The organism is Streptomyces pseudoechinosporeus (assembly GCF_054783935.1).
On sequence record NZ_BAAGPS010000024.1, the window covers coordinates 272,157 to 285,802 of the forward strand.

Below are 13,646 nucleotides of genomic sequence, written 5' to 3' on the forward strand. Positions count from 1 at the left end.
ACCGTGTTGTTCGTGCCCCTACGGCTGCAGTGGACCCGGCTTCGGCAGCGGTTCGGGGCCCGGAGGCTCCGGGACCGGGGACGGGGTGGGGTCCGGTACCGGGTGGGGCTTGGGGTTGGGCGGCTCCGGGAGGGGTTCCGGGCGGTCGGGGCCCGGGCCCGGCGGAGGGCCCGGGCGGGTGGGGTCGGGGTTCGGGTGGGTCATCGTGTCCTCCAGCCATGTGGAACTTCGGCCCTGGACTTGTCCCACGCGTACCCCTGCGCCGTACGCGCACTCACCCCGTCGCGGGATGTACGGGGCCCAGGTGGACGGTCAGGCGATGGCAGCGGGCACGGCCTGCGGGCTGCGCTCCTGGTCCGAGTCCGGTACCGGCTCGGAGGGGTCCGCGCCGAGGGCCACGATCCGGTTGTCGGCGTCGACGTGCACGACCCGGGGGCGCAGGGCGCGGGCCTCGGCGTCGGAGACCTGGGCATAGCTGATGAGGATCACCAGGTCGCCGGGGTGCACCAGGTGGGCCGCCGCACCGTTGATCCCGATCACGCCGGAGCCACGCTCGCCCTCGATGACGTACGTCTCCAGGCGGGCGCCGTTGGTGATGTCGACGATGTGGACCAGCTCGCCGGGCAGCAGGTCGGCGGCATCGAGGAGATCGGCGTCGATGGTCACGGACCCGACGTAGTGCAGATCGGCCTGGGTCACCGTGGCACGGTGGATCTTGGACTTGAACATGGTACGCAGCATGGAGGCACTCCCGGATCTAAGCTCCCTGCCTGCGTTTTTGCAGGTCAAGGGCTGTTTCCTTACCCTACAACGAGTCGCATGCCCGGCCAGCATGCGCAGGGTTTTTCAGGACTCATGCTGACCGTTTGCTGACTTCCCTGACACCGTCAGGCTGGATCCCAGGGTCTGTCCCGCTCCCCCAGACCTGTTGCCACGACGACGGCGACCAGCCTACGCACCGGCCTTCGCTGACCTCCGTGACTTTCCCCACTGCGGGCCCGCAGGCGTGCGTCGGGGGCGTCGACGGTGGCGGCCACCGGCTCGACGGACCCCGACGTGACGTGCCGGCGCAGGAGGTCGGCGGCCTCCTCGCTGGTCATGCTGGCGCGCAGCAGCACGGCCATGGGCTGTTCGGGTCTTCCGACCAGGCACCGAACATGGCCCGCAGGCAGTTCTCGACCGTCCGGGCGGGATCGTCGGTGGTCAGCTCACCGATCGGGATCTGCCAGTGGACCGCCTCGCGGAACAGTCCCTGCTTGGTGCCGAAGTACTGGATGACGGACGCGAGGAGACGCGGCTTCACCCGGGTCCATTGTCGATCCGTCCCTTTGAGGTTATCGTTTGGGGTCAAATAACTAGTCGGCGGAGGCACGGATGCTGGACGACAGCCACGAGGACTGGGTGCGCCGCGCTGAGGCACTGCGGCCGCGACTGCCCGACCGTCACCACATCGACGGCGCCGACGAGCCGGGCTCAGGCGACATCTTCGATGTCGTCTCGCCCCGGGACGGGCGGGTGGTGGCGCGCGTTGCCGACGCCGGGGCGAAGGAGGTCGACCTCGCGGTCGCCGCAGCGCGTCGTGCCTTCGATTCCGGCCCATGGCCGACGCTGGCGCCGGCCGTGCGCGGTGGGGTGCTGCTGCGTCTCGCCGAGCTGCTGGAGGAGCATCGGACCGAGCTGGCGCTCACCGTAAGCCTGGAGATGGGCAAGCCCATCACCGACGCGTACGACATAGAGCTGCGCGCCGCGATCGCCACCTTCCGCTGGTACGGGCAGCTCGCGGACAAGCTCACTGACGAAGCACCGCATGTCGCCCCCGACGCCTTGGCCCTCATCACCCGGGAGCCGTCCGGCGTGGTGGGCGCGGTCGTGCCGTGGAACTTCCCGCTGACGCTAGCCTCGTGGAAGGTGGCCCCGGCGCTGGCGGCCGGGTGCACGGTGGTGCTCAAGCCGTCCGAGTCCTCTCCGCTGTCCGCGCTGCTGCTCGGGCGGCTGGCGACCGAGGCCGGTCTGCCACCTGGCGTGCTCAATGTCGTCACCGGAGACGGGCCCACCGCCGGGCGGGCACTCGGGCTGCACCCCGACGTGGATGTGCTGGCGTTCACCGGATCCACCGCCGTCGGGCGGCAGTACCTGCACTACGCGGCGGACTCCAACCTCAAACGGGTATGGCTGGAGCTGGGCGGCAAGTCACCCAACATCATCCTTCCCGACGCCCCCGACCTGGACCGCGCCGCCGCCACCGCCGCCTGGGGCATCTTCTTCAACCAGGGCGAGATGTGCACCGCGCCCTCCCGGCTGCTGGTGCACTCCTCCGTCGCCGAGCGCGTCACCGAGGCCGTTGTCCGACGCGCTCGCGCCCTGCGGATCGGCGACCCTCTGGATCCCGCCACCGAGATGGGCGCTCTCGTCGGCGAGGCCCACCTGGACCGGGTCCTCGGCCACATCGCCACCGGGACCGCGGAAGGCGCCCGGCTCCGTACCGGCGGCGAGCGGGCGCTGCCCGGCAACTCGGGCAGCTTCCTCGCGCCGACCGTGTTCGACCGAGTCGACCCGGGCTCCCGGCTCGCCCGTGAGGAGATCTTCGGCCCGGTGCTGTCCGTGCTCACCTTCGACGACGTCGATGAGGCGGTCGCCCTCGCCAACGACACCGAGTACGGACTCGCAGCCGGGCTGTGGACCTCCGACCTGTCGACCGCGCACCGCGTCTCCCGCGCGCTCAAGGCCGGGACGGTGTGGGTCAACTGCTACGAGGAGGGCGACCTCACCGTGCCCTTCGGCGGTATGAAGCAGTCCGGCAACGGCCGCGACAAGTCGGCGCACGCCGTGGAGAAGTACACGGACCTCAAGACGACCTGGATCCAGCTGTGACCCGGCCGTTGATCGCCGTACCCGCCCGTTTCTCGGCCACCACATCCGCGCTGCGGTATGCCGCCGAGGTCAACGCCCGCGCCCTGGTCGAGGCCGTCTACCGGGCGGGCGGCGAGCCCGCCACCATCCACCCGGACCCCGACCCGACGTGCGTACCCGCCCGGCTCTCCCGCTTCGACGGCGTCCTGCTCCCCGGCGGCGGCGATCTCGACCCGCGACTGTACGGAGCCGCTGACGCGCATGAAGCCGTCTACGACGTGGACGTCACGCAGGACGCCTTCGATCTGGCCGTCGCCCGCCACGCGCTCGGCGCCGGGCTGCCGCTGCTGGCCGTCTGCCGGGGGCTGCAGGTCGTCAACGTCGCCCTCGGCGGCACGCTGGAGCAGCACATGGGCGGCGTCGGCCCCGGCACCGAGCACCGGCACCTGGTGCACCCGATGGCCCTGCTCCCCGGTTCCGGCGTCGCGCTGGCCTGCGGGGCCGAGAAGGTCGACGCCTCCTGCTACCACCATCAGCGCGTCGACCGCCTCGGCAGCGGTCTCACCGTCACCGCCCGCGCGGGCGACGGGACGGTGGAAGCGATGGAACTGACCTCGGCGGTGGGCTGGTTCGCGGCCGTGCAGTGGCATCCCGAGGACACGGCCGGTGACGACCCCGCCGCCCAGGGACTGTTCGACGCGCTGGTCGCGGCGGCGAGGGCGTAGGGCTCTGTCGTCAAAGGGTGCGTCCTGCCCAATCCCCCTTTGGCGACAGGCACTTGGAGGGCGCCTGGCTCGGACCGTCCGCTACTCCGCCTTCGGGCGGCGGCCGCTGCGCCGGGGGGCGGGCTCAGCGCCGCCCAGGAGGTTGAGGCGGCGCTCCTCGCCGTGGGTCTCCACCTGGACGACGATCTTGCGCAGGGCGTCGGCGACGGAACGGCACTCGGCGTCGGTGAGCTGCTCGGCGACGAAGGCTTCCTCCGCGTTGAACTCGGGGAAGAGCCGCTCCATGAGCTGCTCGCCCTCCTCCGTGAGCCCCAGGAGAACGCGTCGGCCGTCCGACGGGTGCGCCTCGCGCTTGACGAGGCCACGGGACTCCAGCGTGCGGGCGACGCCGGTCAGGGTGCCCTTGGAGATACCGGCCTCCTCCGCGACGTACCGCGTCTCCATGTCGCCCCAGATCCAGACGACCCACAGGACGACGAAACCGGTCCAGGTCAGCTCGGAGTCACGCAGCACGGAGTTCTCGAAGTGCTGGCGGACGGCGGCCGCGGCGCGGTAGATGTTGGCGACCGCGGCCATCTGCTCGTGGCGGATCGGGGTGTGGCCGAGCTTGGCCTGCACCAGCTTCTCGGTCTCGGTGACGGATCGCCGACCGACCACGGGCATCCCCCTTCAGGACATGTTCCAGAGCATTGTTCGAACCCAAAGAACAAAGTCTACGGGGTGGCGGAGAGTCAGCGCCGGGGCGGCCGGATGCCCCGGAATTCCCAGTCGCCGCCGAGAGCTGTGGAGAGCACCTCCTCCGAAGCGGTGGGCTGGGCGCCGACATCCTCGCGGATACCGATGGGACCGCTGACGATGTGGTTGGTCAGCCGACCCAGCCCCTCGACCTCGACCTCGACCACATCGCCGGGCTCCACCGGCCGCGAGTTCGCCGGAGTGCCGGAGAGCAGCACATCACCCGGGTGGAGGGTGATGGTGCGGGCGATGTCGGCGACCAGGTAGTGCATGTCCCACTCCATCTCGTCCGTGGAGCCGTCCTGCACGACCTGGCCGTTGACGTAGGTACGCAGCGACTTGCCCCGGAAGTCCCAGTCGGTGACCAGGCCCGGGCCGAGCGGGCAGAGGGTGTCGGAGCCCTTGACGCGGAGCATGGAGCCGGCATCGGTGTCGCGGAAGTCATGGAGGCCGTAGTCGTTGGCGACCGTGTAGCCCGCGATGTACTCGCCGGCCTCGGCGGGGGCGATGTTGCGGGCGGTCCTGCCGATGACGATGGCGACCTCGCCCTCGTAGTTGAGGTACTTCAGCCCGTGCGGGCGGACGACGGCGCCCTTGTGGGAGTTGAGGGCGGAGGTCGGTTTGTGGAAGTAGGTCGGGGTCGGGGTGAGCCGGATCTGGAACTCGTCCACCCGGCTGCGGTGGTTGAGGTGCACCGCGATGACCTTCGACGGGACGACGGGCGGCAGGTGCTGGGCGTCGTCGCTCTTGACGCGGCGGCCGTCCCCGGCGACGAGCTCGTCGCCGTCGCGCAGGACTTGGACGGTCGCGCCGTCCAGCAGGATGCGGCGGTACTCGGGCATGGCTCGGCTCCTTATGAAGCGTCGGTGGCGGCGGTGCGGGGAGCGGTCCAGCCCCCGTCGGGGCGGTCGAACCAGATGTGCGCCTGGCCGGTGCCGACGGAGTTCTCGTACTCGCCGTACTGGCGTCCCGGGGCAGTGCAGGCCCGTTCGCCGAGGGCGCCGGCCATCATCAGGTAGTGGAAGAACTTCGCCTCGGGCTTGTACTTCCAGAACTCGTCCATCGTGTCGAGGACCTTGTCGTGGCGGCCCTCCTTGAACCAGGCGATGCGCTCTTCGTCCGCCGCGCGGGCCTCAGGGGTGAAGATGTGACTTGGGTCGCTGGCCTCGTGGTCGCGGATCTCGCGCAGCGGCCAGAAGGTGTGCGACAGCGCGCCCGAGGCGATCACCAGCACCCTGCGGCCGGGGGTGGCGGCGATGCCGTCGGCCAGTGCGCGGCCGAGGCGCAGATGGTCCTCCATGTCGCCGGTCTGGCAGACACCGATGGTGACCCAGCGCTTGTCGGGCAGGCCCTCGCCGAGGAACCGCCACAGGTTGATGGTGGCGTAGTAGACCGGCAGGTAGTCGTCCTCGATCGCGGTGATCCAGGTGCCGTGCTTCTCGGCGAAGCCCGCGATGTTGTGGGCCAGTTCCTGGTCGCCGGGGAAGTCGTACGGCACCCGGCACATGCCGCGCGGCAGCTCCTCGGAGGTGAACAGGCCGGCGCGGCGCTGCTGGGCGGCGACGACGAACTCCACCGTGGTGGCCCAGTGCGAGTCGAGGACGACGACGGTGTCGTATTCGTCGCTCTCGAACACCTCCTCGCGGAGCTGCCGGAGGCCCGTGACCAGGGTGATCTCCTTGCCTCCGTTGAGCTCCAGCCGTTCGGCCTCGGGCAGCACGATGGTGGGGACGTGTGCGAGCAGGCCCGCTCCGACGATCTCACCCATGGTTCTTCCAGCCCTTCGGCGCGGTGACGGTGTTCTTCACGTCGCAGTAGAAGTCGAAGCTCCAGGTGCCGCCCTCACGGCCGACGCCAGAGAGCCGGGAGCCGCCGAAGGGCGCCTGGAGATCCCGTACGAAGAAGCAGTTCACCCACACCGTGCCCGCGACGAGCCGGGCGGTGACCCGTTCGGCGCGCTCGGGGTCGCCGGTGGCGAGGGTGGCGGCGAGGCCGAAGCGGGTGCCGTTGGCGAGGGCGACCGCCTCGTCCTCGGTGTCGAAGGTCTGGAGGGTCAGGACGGGGCCGAAGACCTCCTCCTGGACGATCTCGGAGTCCTGGGCGACATCGGTGAGCAGGGTGGGCCGGTAGTAGAGCTCGCCGAGTTCGGTGTTGGGGCCACCGCCGATGACGGCGCGGGCACCCGATGCCAGAGCGCGCTGGACGAATTCGTCGATCTTCTCCAGCTGCCGGGGGTGGATGTTGGGGCCGAGGTCGGTGGCCTCCTCGCGGGAGTCGCCCTGGGTCAGCGCGGCCGCTCTGGCCTTGAACCGCTCCGTGAACTCCTCGGCGATCGAGGACTCGACCAGGATGCGGGTCGCCGCCAGGCAGACCTGGCCCGCGTTGTCGTACTGCTCGACGGCCAGGTCCACGGCGAGGTCGAGGTCGGCGTCGGCGAACACCAGCAACGGCGACTTGCCGCCCAACTCCAGGCTGAGCGGGGTGAGATGGGCCGCCGCGGCCGCCGCGATGCGCTTGGCGGTCGGTACGGAGCCGGTGAAGCTGATCCGGCGCACGTCCGGGTGGGCGACGAGGGCGCTGCCGGCTTCGCCGCCGTAACCCTGGACGACGTTCAGGACACCGGCCGGCAGCCCGGCGGCGTCGGCGATGTCAGCGAGCAGCGAGGCGGTGAGCGGGGACCACTCGGCGGGCTTGAGGATGACGGTGTTGCCGGCGGCGAGGGCCGGGGCGACCTTCCAGGTGGCCAGCATCAGGGGCGCGTTCCACGGGGTGATCAGGACGCAGGGGCCGGCCGGGTCCCAGGAGACGTGGTTGGTGTGGCCGCGCGTGTCGAAGTCCTCGTGGCCGAGCGTGAGTAGCCAGTCCGCGAAGAAGCGGAAGTTGTGGGCGACGCGGGGCATCACGCCCCGGCGGTGCGAGCGCAGCAGGGCGCCGTTGTCGAGGGTCTCGACGTTCGCGAGGTCTTCGAGCCGCTTCTCGACTCCGTCGGCGATGGCGTGGAGGATGCGGGCGCGCTCGGCGCGCGGGGTGGCCGCCCAGGCCGGGAACGCCGCCTTGGCGGCGGCCACGGCGGCCTCGGCCTCGGCGGCACCGCCGCGCGAGATCTCGCCGAGAGCGCGGCCGTCGAGGGGCGAGTGATCGGTGAACGTCGCGGCGGAGGCGACGCGTTCGCCGCCGATCCAGTGCCGGGTGTCGACGGCGACCCCGGCGACCGTGGTCTTTTCGGACATGTCCTGTGCTCCAGGTGACGGGTGACGAAGGAGGATGAGTGGTTTCGCGCGTCGGGGCGCCTGTCCACCACGTGGTGGCGCGGGGAGTCCGCCGGAGGCGCTACTCGGCCGCCGAAGTGCCGGATTCCAGCAGGCGGCCGCCGTCCCAGACGACACCCACCTGCCGGTAGTACGCCGCGATCGGCTCGTGGATCTCCAGCCGGGCCAGCTCCTCCGTCGGGGCTTCGAACAGCTCCAGGTCGACGTCGCCGGTCCAGGCCTGCCCGGCCTCGAAGGAGGCGGCGCCGGTCTCGATCAGCTCATCCAGGGCGAGGCCCTTGCCGGTCTCGATGGAGGGCAGCCAGCGGTGGTGGGCCATGGGGTGGCCGTTGACGAAGCCGTTGGTCTGCGACGGTTCGCGCAAGGTCACCACGGCCTGCGCCAGCCGCCGGTCGGCGGCGGCGAGCGTCGCGCCGAAGCGGGCGCCGGCCTCGATGCGCGGGGCGGGGCCGTAGGGGTGCGGACGCGTCATATGGATCGAGCCGAGCTTCTTGGGATAGCCCTGGTGGAGGCCGCGGGCGATGGCGAAGTCCTTGTCGACCCAGATGTGGACGCAGCGCGAGTACGTACGGCCCTGGTAGGAGCAGCGCACCACGGCGAAGGCCTCCTTGTACTGGGCGCGCACCGGGTCGAGGAGTTCCTCGGCGGAGGAGGAGCAGGACTGCCAGTCGGCCCAGATGAGGGCGACCGCGCCGGGGTCGTCGGCGGCGAGTTCCAGGGGGGCGGGAAGAAGTTCGCGGACCCGAGCGGGGTCGGTGCGGTACTCGATGGTGAGCAGGTCGCCGGAGTAGTGCCACGGGGGCGCGGGAATGAGGGAGGACCGGCCGGTGGCCGTCTTGGGGTGGAAGTAGCCGCGGACAGTGGCCATGACGTTCCTTAGGCGGTGAGGGCGGGCTGCCGCAGCAGCTCCGCGCGGTAGCGGGCGGCGGCACGGGTGACGGCGGCCTGGTCGCCGAGGGCGACCACGCCGATGAGCCGGCCGCCCGTGTGGTAGCCGACGACGACATCGCCGTCCGGGTCACCGTCCAGGACCCGTACGTCCCCGGTCCCGAGGGCGAGGGCTCCGAAGGACTGCAGGCGGAAGTCGTGCTGGTCGCTCCAGAAGGCGGGGAGCGGGGCGAAGGGGGCCAGATCGTCGCCCTCACCGGTGATCCCCGCGAGCAGGCTGCGGGCCGCGTGCTTGGCGCTGTCGCCGGGGATCGACCAGTGCTCGACGCGGCGGGGCACCCCGTCGTAGCGGGCGTTGGGGAAGCGGGCGACATCTCCGACAGCGACGACGTACGGCAGGCTGTACTCCGGCCGCTCGCGTTCAGGCACCCTGATCCCTTGTCGCTCTCTCACCATGACCCGTAGCAGTTCGTCGGTCAGTACGCCGTCGACGAGATCCAGGCCGTTGCCGTCCAGCCATTCGGTGTTGGCGACCGAGCCGACCGACTCCACGACGACGTCGGCCGCAAGGACCCTGCCGTCGCCGAGGACAATGCCGGTGACGCTCTCGTCGCCCTCAAAGCCGGCGACTCCCGTCCCCAGCGCGAACCGCACACCGCGCTCCTCATGGCGCCGGAGCAGTGCGCGGGCCAGCAACTCGCCCAGCGGCCGGAGCATGGGCAGCGGCTCGGGGTCGACAACGGTGACCTCCGCCGCGCCGAGGCCGATCGCGGTGGCGGCCACCTCGCAGCCGATGAAGCCGGCACCGACGACCACTACGCGGGCCCCCGGCCGGGTCAGCTCGGGGCGCAGGGCCTCCGCGTCGGCGAGGGTGCGTACCGTGTGGCGACCGCTGCCCGGACCGGTGGGGCCCGCGCAGCGTAGCCGGCGCGGGCGCATCCCGGTGGCGACGACCAGGCCGTCGAAGGGCAGCTCGGTGCCGTCGTCGAGCCGGATCACCCGGTCGGTCAGACGAGCGGCACTCACGGCCGTGGCGAGCCGCCACCGCACGTCCGCGGCGGAGGCCCGGGGGCGGAAGGACAAGGATGCGAGGGTGGCCTTGCCGGCCAGCGCTTCTTTGGACAGCGGTGGGCGGTTGTACGGCATGTGGGGCTCGTCCCCGACGGCGACAATCTCTCCCGTCCAGCCGGCCGCGCGCAGCTGCTCGGCGGCGCGCAGGCCGCCCAGCGAGGCCCCGGCGATGACGATGCGACCGCTCACCGGATCAGCCCTCGATCCGGATGGCCTGCAGCGGGCAGACGTCGGCGGCGTCCTCGGCGTCGGCGCGCAGCGCCTCGTCGGGTTCGCTGACGTGCACGAGGTGCCCGGCGTCGTCCAGTTGAAAGACATCGGGGGCCGCGAAGACGCACTGGCCATGGTCCTGGCACTTGTCCATGTCGACGACGATCCGCATGGCCGCTCCTCTTAATCGTTTGGCTCCAAATAAACTACGAACACTCGCCACCCGGGTCAAGCCCTCCGTGAAGAGGAAACTGAGAGGAGGAACCAGAGGAGCGCGCAAATTTTCCGGCACACGTGGTTGCGGCGAGCCGATCCCATCCATATCGTTTGGCTTCAAACAACTGACTTCAGACAACCACCTCCGCCGCCCGTTCCGCCCCTGAGGAGACACCGGTGAGCGATCCGTCCACCGCCCAGCAGGTCCGGCAGCACGTCGAAAGGCTCGCCGCCCAGGGCATCGACATCGTGCGCGTCACCTATCCCGACCTGATCGGGGTGGACCGCAGCCGCGACGTCCTGCTCAGCCACCTCCCCGCGGCCTGCGACCACGGCCTCGCCTTCTGCCGGGCGATCTATGTGACGTCCCCGCGCGGCGATGTCATCGACGCCCCGGGCGGCCTCGAGGAGGGACTGCCGGACATCTCGGTGCGGCCCGACCTCGACACCCTGGTGGCGCTGCCCTGGGAGCCGGGCGTGGCCTGGTGCCTCGGTGATCCGATCGACCCCGCGACCGGCGCCCCGGCCGCCGAGTCCCCCCGCGACCTGGTGCGCCGGCTCACCGGCGGTCTCGCCGCCACCGGTCTGGAGGCCGTCATCGGCCCGGAGCTGGAGTACTTCCTGCTCGACCCGGCCCCCGGCAGCCCCACCGGCTGGGCCCGCTACAGCGGCCTGACCGGCAACGTCTACAGCAGCGGCCGACGCGGCGACCCGGAGAGCCATCTGCTGCGCACCCTGCGCCAGTTGGACGGCCTCGGCATCGGCGTCACCTCCGGCAACCAGGAATTCGACGGCGGCCAGTTCGAGATCAACCTCAGCCACTCCGCCGCCCTGGACGCCGCCGACCGCGCCTTCCGTTTCAAGTCCGCCGTCCGCGAGCTGGCCCGCACCGAAGGACGGCTCGCCACCTTCATGGCCAAGCCCTTCAACGACAGCGGCGGCTCGGGCTTCCACCTGCACGTGTCCTGCGAGGACGGCGACGGCCGCAATGTCTTCGACGACCCCGCCGGGCAGTACGGGCTCTCCACCACCGCCCGGCACGCCATCGGCGGCCTGCTCGCGCACACCCCGGCGCTCACCGCTCTGCTGAACCCCACCATCAACTCGTACAAGCGCTTCGGCCGCGACACCCTCGCCCCCTGGCTGATCGACTGGGGCCTGGACAAGCGCAGCGCCATGCTCCGCATTCCCCCGGAGCGCGGCAGCGGGGCCCGCCTGGAAATGCGACTCGGCGATGCCAGCGCCAACCCCTATCTCGCCGTCGCCGGTCTGGTCGCAGCCCTGCACCTCGGCATCCGCGACGCCGCCGAGCCGCCCGCCCCCATCGAGGGCTACGGCTACGACGAGACCCGGGCCGGCAGGCTCCCGCAGTCCCTGGACGCCGCACTGGACGCCCTGGAGGCCGACACCGAGCTGACCGAACTGCTCGGCAAGCCCTTCACGGACACCTTCCTCGCCTACAAGCGCAATGAGCTGACGCGCTTTCAGACCTACGTCACCGACTGGGAGTTCGGCGAGTACGCCCAGCACATCTGACCGAGGACACCGCGGACCCCGTACGGAGCCGAACATGACCAGCACCGACATCAGCACCGACACAGACGTGAGCGCCCCGCTGCCCCTGGCGGAGGTCGACCTCGCCGACAACGACAAGTTCGTCGACGGCGTCACTCCCTGGCGGATGTTCCACACCCTCCGCCACGAGGACCCCGTCCACTGGCAGCCCGAGCCGGAGCCCAACCACGGCTTCTGGGCCCTGACCAGGCACGAGGACATCGTCCGCGTCGACCGCGACGCCGAGACTTTCACCTCCACCAAATTCGTCAATCTGGAGGAGGTCGACGACGACCAGATCAAGAAGCGCGCCTCCATCCTCGAACTGGACGGGGTGCGCCACCAGGCGATGCGCCGGCTGCTGCAACGCCAGTTCGGCGCGGGCGTCATCGGCCAGTACTCCGACTTCCTGCGCGGGCTGACCGCCAGGACCCTGGACGCCGCCCTCGCCAAGGGCAGCTTCGACTTCGTCAAGGAGGTCTCCGCGGACTTCCCGATCAACGTCCTCGCCCGGCTCCTCGACGTCCCCGAGGACGACACCCAGCAGCTCATCGACTGGGGCAACCGCATCATCGGCAACACCGACCCCGACTACGCCGATGTGCTGCTGGACAGCGCGGACAGTGAGCAGTACCGCCATCTGCCGTTCCGCTCCCCCGCGTCGCTCGAAGTCTTCGCGTACGGAAGGGAGTTGGCCCGTCAGCGACGCGGCGGCAACGGCACCGACCTGGTCTCCAAGCTGGTCAACGAGACCCCCCGGGACGGTGTGCCACTGTCAGAGGACGACTTCGACAACTACTTCCTGCTGCTGGTCGTGGCCGGCAACGAGACGACCAGGCACGCCATCTCGCACTCCATGCTGGCCCTGCTCCAGCACCCCGACCAGCTCGACAGACTGCGCCGGGACCCCTCCCTGATGCCCAGCGCCGTCGAGGAGTTCCTGCGCTGGGCCTCGCCCGTCTACCACTTCCGCCGTACCGCCACCCGCGATGTGGAGCTCGGCGGCAAGCGGATCAAGGAGGGCGACAAGGTGGTGATGTGGTACGCCTCCGGCAACCGCGACGAGGAGATCTTCGACCGGCCGTACGACTTCGACGTCACCCGGCAGAGCAACGACCACATCACCTTCGGCAAGGGCAGCCCGCACCTGTGCCTGGGCAATCTGCTGGCGCGCACCGAGATGCGGATCATGTTCGAGGAGCTGATCCCGCGTATCGCGGACATCCGGCTCACCGGCGAAGTCCCCCGGGTGCGCTCCAACTTCGTCAACGGCATCAAGAAGCTGCCGGTCGAGGTCACGCTCGCGGACTGAGCGGGTCTCGTGGAGTGATCCTGAAGTCGAGCGGGACGGTGCCGGGGTCGACAGCGGTCGTACCGCCGTCGACCGTGAGCACCGTCCCGTTGACGTAACTGGACTGCGGGCCCAGCAGCCACAGCACGGCGTCGGCGATCTCGCCGGGCTCGGCCGCCCGGCGCTGCGGTACGAGGGCGGTCGCCTCCGCGTACGCTTCCTCGACGTCCAGCCCGTGCGGCTCGCCGAACTCGCGCATCTCCTCGTCCGCCATCTCGGTGCGGGTCCAGCCCGGGCACACCGTGTTCGCCCGCACCCCGAGCGGGCCGTACTCCACCGCGATGGTCGAGGTCAGCACCTCCGCCCCGGCCTTCGATGCCGCGTAGGCCGCCGACCCCGCGGCCGCCCGGTGGCCGGCTATCGACCCCACGGTCACCAGGGCGCCGCGCGCCTCGATCAGGTGGGGCAGCGCGGCACGGGCCAGCAGGAACACCGAGGTGAGATTGGTGCGGAGGGCGGCTACCCAGTCCTGGTCGCCGATGTCCAGCACCTTCCCGGCCGTGATCACCCCGGCGCTCGCCACCACCCCGTCCAGCCGTCCGTGCTGCCGGACCACGGCCGCGACCAGCGCCTCCACCTCGTCCCGGACCGTCGCGTCGGCGGGGTGAGCCGTCGCCCCCGTGGCGGCGGCCACCTTCTCCAGCGCCTCGCGCCGCCGCCCGCTCACGGCCACCCGCGCACCGGCGGCGGCCGCCTGGGCCGCCACGGCCGCGCCGATGCCGCTCCCGGCGCCGACGATCAGTACCACCTTGCCGTCAAGTCCCATGTCTTCCCGCT

Annotated in this window: 15 protein-coding genes; 4 read left to right on the forward strand and 11 right to left on the reverse strand. The window is 70.9% G+C overall.

The genetic code is table 11. The features are described from left to right. Positions 1 to 312: 312 nt before the first annotated feature. From panD to ACYVO6_RS26645, 3 genes are all read right to left on the reverse strand, one after another. Positions 313 to 741 carry an aspartate 1-decarboxylase gene (panD, locus tag ACYVO6_RS26635; RefSeq protein ID WP_461065346.1) on the reverse strand — a complete coding sequence of 143 codons (429 nt, stop codon included), beginning with the start codon at positions 739 to 741 and terminating at the stop codon, positions 313 to 315. Positions 742 to 887: 146 nt separating this feature from the next. After that, the gene (locus ACYVO6_RS26640) at positions 888 to 1,124 is read right to left on the reverse strand and encodes a TetR/AcrR family transcriptional regulator (protein WP_461065348.1); all 237 of its coding nucleotides are present in this window, start codon (positions 1,122 to 1,124) and stop codon (positions 888 to 890) included. After that, the gene (locus ACYVO6_RS26645) at positions 1,097 to 1,303 is read right to left on the reverse strand and encodes a hypothetical protein (protein WP_461065350.1); all 207 of its coding nucleotides are present in this window, start codon (positions 1,301 to 1,303) and stop codon (positions 1,097 to 1,099) included. Before ACYVO6_RS26645 ends, ACYVO6_RS26640 begins: the two co-directional genes overlap by 28 nt. A 71-nt stretch (positions 1,304 to 1,374) precedes the next feature. Between ACYVO6_RS26645 and ACYVO6_RS26650 the strand changes: the two genes are divergently transcribed. Then, on the forward strand, positions 1,375 to 2,871 hold the full coding sequence (locus ACYVO6_RS26650; RefSeq protein ID WP_461065352.1) for an aldehyde dehydrogenase: 1,497 nt from the start codon (positions 1,375 to 1,377) through the stop codon (positions 2,869 to 2,871). Beyond that, the gene (locus tag ACYVO6_RS26655) at positions 2,868 to 3,575 is read left to right on the forward strand and encodes a gamma-glutamyl-gamma-aminobutyrate hydrolase family protein (RefSeq protein WP_461065354.1); all 708 of its coding nucleotides are present in this window, start codon (positions 2,868 to 2,870) and stop codon (positions 3,573 to 3,575) included. The genes ACYVO6_RS26650 and ACYVO6_RS26655 overlap by 4 nt, the downstream gene beginning before the upstream one ends. 81 nt (positions 3,576 to 3,656) lie before the next feature. On the opposite strand, the gene ACYVO6_RS26660 is transcribed toward ACYVO6_RS26655, so the two are convergent. The 7 genes from ACYVO6_RS26660 to ACYVO6_RS26690 all read right to left on the reverse strand — a co-directional run bounded on the left by ACYVO6_RS26660 (position 3,657) and on the right by ACYVO6_RS26690 (position 9,920). After that, entirely contained in the window at positions 3,657 to 4,232 is a 576-nt protein-coding gene (locus ACYVO6_RS26660) for a MarR family winged helix-turn-helix transcriptional regulator (RefSeq protein WP_461065356.1), read from the reverse strand. 74 nt (positions 4,233 to 4,306) lie between these two features. Further along, on the reverse strand, positions 4,307 to 5,152 hold the full coding sequence (locus ACYVO6_RS26665) for a fumarylacetoacetate hydrolase family protein (RefSeq protein ID WP_461065358.1): 846 nt from the start codon (positions 5,150 to 5,152) through the stop codon (positions 4,307 to 4,309). A gap of 11 nt (positions 5,153 to 5,163) precedes the next feature. Further along, positions 5,164 to 6,078 (reverse strand): 3,4-dihydroxyphenylacetate 2,3-dioxygenase, encoded by a 915-nt coding sequence (locus tag ACYVO6_RS26670; protein WP_461065360.1) that lies wholly within the window; start codon positions 6,076 to 6,078, stop codon positions 5,164 to 5,166. After that, positions 6,071 to 7,540 carry an aldehyde dehydrogenase gene (locus tag ACYVO6_RS26675; protein ID WP_461065362.1) on the reverse strand — a complete coding sequence of 490 codons (1,470 nt, stop codon included), beginning with the start codon at positions 7,538 to 7,540 and terminating at the stop codon, positions 6,071 to 6,073. The genes ACYVO6_RS26670 and ACYVO6_RS26675 overlap by 8 nt, the downstream gene beginning before the upstream one ends. A gap of 100 nt (positions 7,541 to 7,640) precedes the next feature. Next, the gene (locus tag ACYVO6_RS26680) at positions 7,641 to 8,447 is read right to left on the reverse strand and encodes an acetoacetate decarboxylase family protein (protein ID WP_461065364.1); all 807 of its coding nucleotides are present in this window, start codon (positions 8,445 to 8,447) and stop codon (positions 7,641 to 7,643) included. An 8-nt stretch (positions 8,448 to 8,455) separates the two neighbouring features. Next, the gene (locus ACYVO6_RS26685) at positions 8,456 to 9,727 is read right to left on the reverse strand and encodes an NAD(P)/FAD-dependent oxidoreductase (RefSeq protein WP_461065366.1); all 1,272 of its coding nucleotides are present in this window, start codon (positions 9,725 to 9,727) and stop codon (positions 8,456 to 8,458) included. 4 nt (positions 9,728 to 9,731) lie between these two features. After that, positions 9,732 to 9,920 carry a ferredoxin gene (locus ACYVO6_RS26690; protein WP_461065368.1) on the reverse strand — a complete coding sequence of 63 codons (189 nt, stop codon included), beginning with the start codon at positions 9,918 to 9,920 and terminating at the stop codon, positions 9,732 to 9,734. A 221-nt stretch (positions 9,921 to 10,141) separates the two neighbouring features. Here ACYVO6_RS26690 and ACYVO6_RS26695 point away from each other — a divergent pair, with 221 nt between their 5' ends. Together ACYVO6_RS26695 and ACYVO6_RS26700 are read left to right on the forward strand one after the other, a co-directional pair. Further along, positions 10,142 to 11,500 (forward strand): glutamine synthetase family protein, encoded by a 1,359-nt coding sequence (locus ACYVO6_RS26695; RefSeq protein WP_461065370.1) that lies wholly within the window; start codon positions 10,142 to 10,144, stop codon positions 11,498 to 11,500. Between the two features lie 34 nt (positions 11,501 to 11,534). Next, entirely contained in the window at positions 11,535 to 12,830 is a 1,296-nt protein-coding gene (locus tag ACYVO6_RS26700) for a cytochrome P450 (protein ID WP_461065372.1), read from the forward strand. On the opposite strand, the gene ACYVO6_RS26705 is transcribed toward ACYVO6_RS26700, so the two are convergent. Then, positions 12,814 to 13,635, reverse strand: a complete 822-nt coding sequence (locus tag ACYVO6_RS26705; RefSeq protein WP_461065374.1) for an SDR family NAD(P)-dependent oxidoreductase — start codon at positions 13,633 to 13,635, stop codon at positions 12,814 to 12,816. The genes ACYVO6_RS26700 and ACYVO6_RS26705 overlap by 17 nt on opposite strands. Positions 13,636 to 13,646: the final 11 nt, after the last annotated feature.

Coding starts and splice junctions, on each gene's coding strand:
- ACYVO6_RS26665 (WP_461065358.1), bottom strand. CDS start 5,152: ATGCCCGAGTACCGCCGCATCCTGCTGGACGGCGCGACCGTCCAAGTC.
- ACYVO6_RS26650 (WP_461065352.1), top strand. CDS start 1,375: ATGCTGGACGACAGCCACGAGGACTGGGTGCGCCGCGCTGAGGCACTG.
- panD (WP_461065346.1), bottom strand. CDS start 741: ATGCTGCGTACCATGTTCAAGTCCAAGATCCACCGTGCCACGGTGACC.
- ACYVO6_RS26700 (WP_461065372.1), top strand. CDS start 11,535: ATGACCAGCACCGACATCAGCACCGACACAGACGTGAGCGCCCCGCTG.
- ACYVO6_RS26680 (WP_461065364.1), bottom strand. CDS start 8,447: ATGGCCACTGTCCGCGGCTACTTCCACCCCAAGACGGCCACCGGCCGG.
- ACYVO6_RS26675 (WP_461065362.1), bottom strand. CDS start 7,540: ATGTCCGAAAAGACCACGGTCGCCGGGGTCGCCGTCGACACCCGGCAC.
- ACYVO6_RS26690 (WP_461065368.1), bottom strand. CDS start 9,920: ATGCGGATCGTCGTCGACATGGACAAGTGCCAGGACCATGGCCAGTGC.
- ACYVO6_RS26670 (WP_461065360.1), bottom strand. CDS start 6,078: ATGGGTGAGATCGTCGGAGCGGGCCTGCTCGCACACGTCCCCACCATC.
- ACYVO6_RS26705 (WP_461065374.1), bottom strand. CDS start 13,635: ATGGGACTTGACGGCAAGGTGGTACTGATCGTCGGCGCCGGGAGCGGC.
- ACYVO6_RS26640 (WP_461065348.1), bottom strand. CDS start 1,124: ATGGCCGTGCTGCTGCGCGCCAGCATGACCAGCGAGGAGGCCGCCGAC.